The organism is Baaleninema sp., from assembly GCF_049974805.1.
Classification (GTDB): domain Bacteria; phylum Cyanobacteriota; class Cyanobacteriia; order Cyanobacteriales; family Geitlerinemataceae; genus Baaleninema.
In genome coordinates this window covers 1-3840 of record NZ_JBNGCO010000204.1, presented here as the reverse complement: position 1 = coordinate 3840, position 3840 = coordinate 1, and the positions used below count along the sequence as shown (strand labels likewise).

The window sequence follows — 3840 nt, the reverse complement described above, 5'->3', positions numbered from 1 at the left end:
CGTTGGTTCTAGCTTGAATTCCCACGTCATGTTTAGCATGAAACCATCTTAGCTTGGAAAATCAATATTTGTTCCCTAGGCTTAAGCGAACGACTCCCTCCCGTCGCTTCACCACCCCCCAAGCCTTCGGCTATGGGCGGAGTACTGCGACGGATCTTGATAGAGATAGTCTAGCGTTAGTCGATCGCAACTTTGACAGCAAACCGCAAACAGGGAACAGGGAACAGGGAACAGTTTTCGTAGGGTGCGTGACTTGAAAAATCGGGCGTGAATTGTTATACCGAGCAATCGTCACGCACCATCATCCCGATCGCACCATCATCCCGATCGCACCATCATCCCGATCGTACCCTCACCCCGATCGTACCCCTGGGAACGTCTCCTCTCAAAATCGGGTCTAGCATAACAAGTCTGCCGTTTCGCCCTCGCACCTACCCATGACTCAAAATAAATCCATCGCTGTCTCCTTGGCCGAAAAGCTTTTGCATCCGGCCGTCTTGTCCTCCATCGCCGTGGTGTCGATCGCAGCCTTTCAAGCCGAACGTATCACGAAACAGGTGACGCAAGCCTTATTTCCCCCCGCACCGCCTCCGGTGACGGAGGTGAAATCCCTGTTGGTGAATCGCCTGGAAGGGAAAACAGAACTCACCACCGCTGAAGTGGCCTTGGAAACGATAGTCAAAACTAGCCAAGAACGGATGTTAGGACATCTCTATCTCGGTGAAACCGCCGTTGTTTATCAAGGAATCGGTCGCGTTCGCGCCGGAATCGACCTCAGCCAAGTTCAGGTGACGCAGATCGATCGAAACGCTGGAGAAATTACCCTCCTTCTCCCGCCGCCTCGGTTGGTTCAAATGGATTTAGACGTGGATCGATCGAGCGTTTTGGAACATCAACGGATCTGGTTCGCCCCCAATACGGAAACGCAACTCTATACACAAGCGCAACGACAAGCCCTCAAGCAAATTCGCGAAGAAGCCTGTCAAACCGGACTCCTCGAAAAAGCCAATCAGGAAGCCGCCGCTGTGGTTCGCAGTATCTTAGAAGCCGCGCGATACCAAGAGATTACGGTGAACACACAATCTCTGAGTCCCCAAACCTGTATGCTGTCCCTGGCGACTTCGCCGAACGCTCCCTCTACTCCTTAAATTAAAATGAATTATTATACCATCTCTCTGCGCAAAAGTCAAGCAATACAGTCCTCGACCCTAGCGCCCTTTAAGGCAGCGAGGCGCTCCCCATCCCTTGGAACATCGCCCAAGACAGGAAGAAGTTGGCAATAAAAATCGCCATCAACGACGTAACCACCGCCGCCGTAGTGGATTCCCCAACCCCTTTCGCGCCGCCAGAGGTGGTTAATCCCCAACTGCACCCGATAATGGCAATGAGTCCGCCAAATACCGCCCCTTTGGTCATAGCGTGAATCACGTCCATAAACCCCAGAAAGTTTCGCGCCGAGTTCAAAAACACCGACTGCGCGATGTTGTACTGACTCGTCGCAATCAGCAACCCGCCGCTCATGCCGATACATAGCGAAAACAGCGTTAAAACCGGAACCATCAAGCCACAAGCCAACAGACGCGGAATCACCAGATAGTCGATGGGGTCAGTTCGCAAAATATGCAGAGCGTCGATTTGTTCGGTCACTTGCATCGTGCCGATTTCAGCCGCAAACGCCGACCCGACACGCCCCGCCACCACCACCGCCGTGAGAACCGGGGATAACTCCCGCGCTAAGGCTAAGGCGAGAACCCCTCCAACAGCGGATTCGGCGCCGAAGTTGAGAAACTCCCGCGCCACCTGAATCGTAAACACCATCCCCACAAACGCAGCGGTAATGGTATTGATGAGCAGTGATTGCGGACCCACCATCGCCATCTGCTCGAAGGTGTTGCGACGGTGAATTTTGCCCGACAGCAGATGGACGACCACCTGACCGCCCAGTAATATCGCCGCGAACAGGCGGCGACTCCATCTTCCCAGACTAGATTGAGTCAACGTTTTTTTGTCACCAGCGTTGCAAAACGACAACAATGCCCACGAACTGCAAAGTAACGTTACGGGAGATACCAAGTTTCTTTAGGTTTATTTAAGATTTATACAGATTCCCCGTCTGCGGGGTCGATCGCCTTTATGGTGAAAGCAGACCGACCCCAACGCCGTCACTTCACTGCTCCGCGCAGTCGTCCTTCATGCAGGATATCTTATTCCGCTTACGTTCTACGATCCTAACCAGCCTTGTCAGTTTCGCCCTTCCCTGGTTGGTGTTCGGCGCAGCCTTCGCCAGTTTACTTTCGCTCAGTTACATTCCCACCGTCGCCCCGGTCGGACAAGAGGGGGTACGGTTGTTTGTGTGGTTCCTCAAAGTCTTCGGCGAAGGCTCTCCCCTCGAAGCCTTGCTGTGGATGGGGTCGGCGTGCAGCTTCGTCGCCGTCCTCTTCGACGTATTCGCCGCCACGAGAACGTCGTACAACACGCAGGCGTAGGGTGCGTGACTTGAAAAATCGGGGGTCGAGCGTGAAACCGAAAAATCGTCACGTACCGATAATGTATTTTCTCTCATCACCCCATCACCCCATCTCCCCAGTATCAATAAATCTCGGGGACAAAGGTTTGTTTGCTGATGGGGGGACGGAGATAGCCGTTATCGATTTGACGCTCGGGGAGTTCGATGGGATCGGGGGTTAGGTCTTCGTAGGGAATCATCGTCAAAATGTGGTGAATGCAGTTGAGACGAGCGCGTTTTTTGTCGTCGGCGTTCACCACGTACCAGGGCGATCGCTTGATGTCTGTGTGGGCGAACATTTCGTCTTTGGCGATCGAATACTCCACCCATTTTTCTCGGGCTTTGAGATCCATCGGACTCAGTTTCCAGCGTTTGGTGGGATCGTCAATTCGGGCTTGGAACCGACGCTCTTGTTCTTCGTCGCTGACGGAAAACCAGTATTTCAATAAAATAATGCCCGATCGAATTAACATACATTCAAATTCGGGACACGATCGCAGAAATTCGCGATATTCGGCTTCGGTACAAAAGTCCATCACCCGTTCGACCCCCGCCCGGTTGTACCAACTGCGATCGAACAACACCATTTCGCCAGCGGCGGGTAAGTGGGGCGCGTACCGTTGAAAATACCACTGAGTTTTCTCTCGTTCGGTGGGGGTTCCTAACGCCACGACTCGACAAATTCGAGGGTTCAGACATTCGGTGATGCGCTTGATCGTTCCCCCTTTTCCGGCGGCGTCTCGCCCTTCAAAGATGATGGCAACTTTTAAGCCTTTTTGTTTGATCCACTCTTGCAGTTTGACGAGTTCGATGTGGAGCTTTTTTAGTTCTTTGTTGTAATGCTTTTTGGAGATTTTCTTCGGCTTGGATTTAGACTTCGATCCGTCCTCGTCGCTCGCGTTTAAGGTCTCTAGCGTTTCTACTGCTTTGTCTTTCTTTTTATGTTTTCCCATATCGGTCAATCCTTGCCACGCCGGGAAAAACGGCACGTCATCTTTATTATAAAATTAAACCCTTAAACTGTCTCTAAAAATTTGCAAAATTTAAAAGAGTTTCCAGTTCGGCTAAAAACTTAAATTAATCTAAATTTTTAGGCGATCGAGTTTGACAGAACGTCAACCCACAGCGGTATTGAAATTAACAGAAAAAACACGCAAACTTCACGATTACGCAAACTTCAGACTTTCTACCGTTCTCAAACCGCAATTTCTTATCCCCCCTTCGTCCCCTATCCCCCCTTCGCCCCCTATCCCCCCTTCGCCCCCTATCCCCCCTTCGCCCCCTATCCCCCCTTCGCCCCCTATCCCCCCTTCGCCCCCTATCCCCCCTTCGCC

General features: G+C 52.0%; 4 protein-coding genes. 2 read left to right on the top strand and 2 right to left on the bottom strand.

Annotated elements, in window-relative coordinates:
* Window positions 1-437 precede the first annotated feature (437 nt).
* Window positions 438-1148 (top strand): DUF4230 domain-containing protein, encoded by a 711-nt coding sequence (locus tag ACP5D4_RS21210; protein ID WP_428013595.1) that lies wholly within the window; start codon window positions 438-440, stop codon window positions 1146-1148.
* A gap of 70 nt (window positions 1149-1218) precedes the next feature.
* On the opposite strand, the gene ACP5D4_RS21205 is transcribed toward ACP5D4_RS21210, so the two are convergent.
* Window positions 1219-1998, bottom strand: a complete 780-nt coding sequence (locus tag ACP5D4_RS21205) for an MlaE family lipid ABC transporter permease subunit (RefSeq protein ID WP_428013594.1) — start codon at window positions 1996-1998, stop codon at window positions 1219-1221.
* 194 nt (window positions 1999-2192) lie between these two features.
* Between ACP5D4_RS21205 and ACP5D4_RS21200 the strand changes: the two genes are divergently transcribed.
* On the top strand, window positions 2193-2486 hold the full coding sequence (locus ACP5D4_RS21200; protein WP_428013593.1) for a hypothetical protein: 294 nt from the start codon (window positions 2193-2195) through the stop codon (window positions 2484-2486).
* 103 nt (window positions 2487-2589) lie between these two features.
* On the opposite strand, the gene ppk2 is transcribed toward ACP5D4_RS21200, so the two are convergent.
* Window positions 2590-3459 carry a polyphosphate kinase 2 gene (gene ppk2, locus ACP5D4_RS21195; protein WP_428013592.1) on the bottom strand — a complete coding sequence of 290 codons (870 nt, stop codon included), beginning with the start codon at window positions 3457-3459 and terminating at the stop codon, window positions 2590-2592.
* Window positions 3460-3840: the final 381 nt, after the last annotated feature.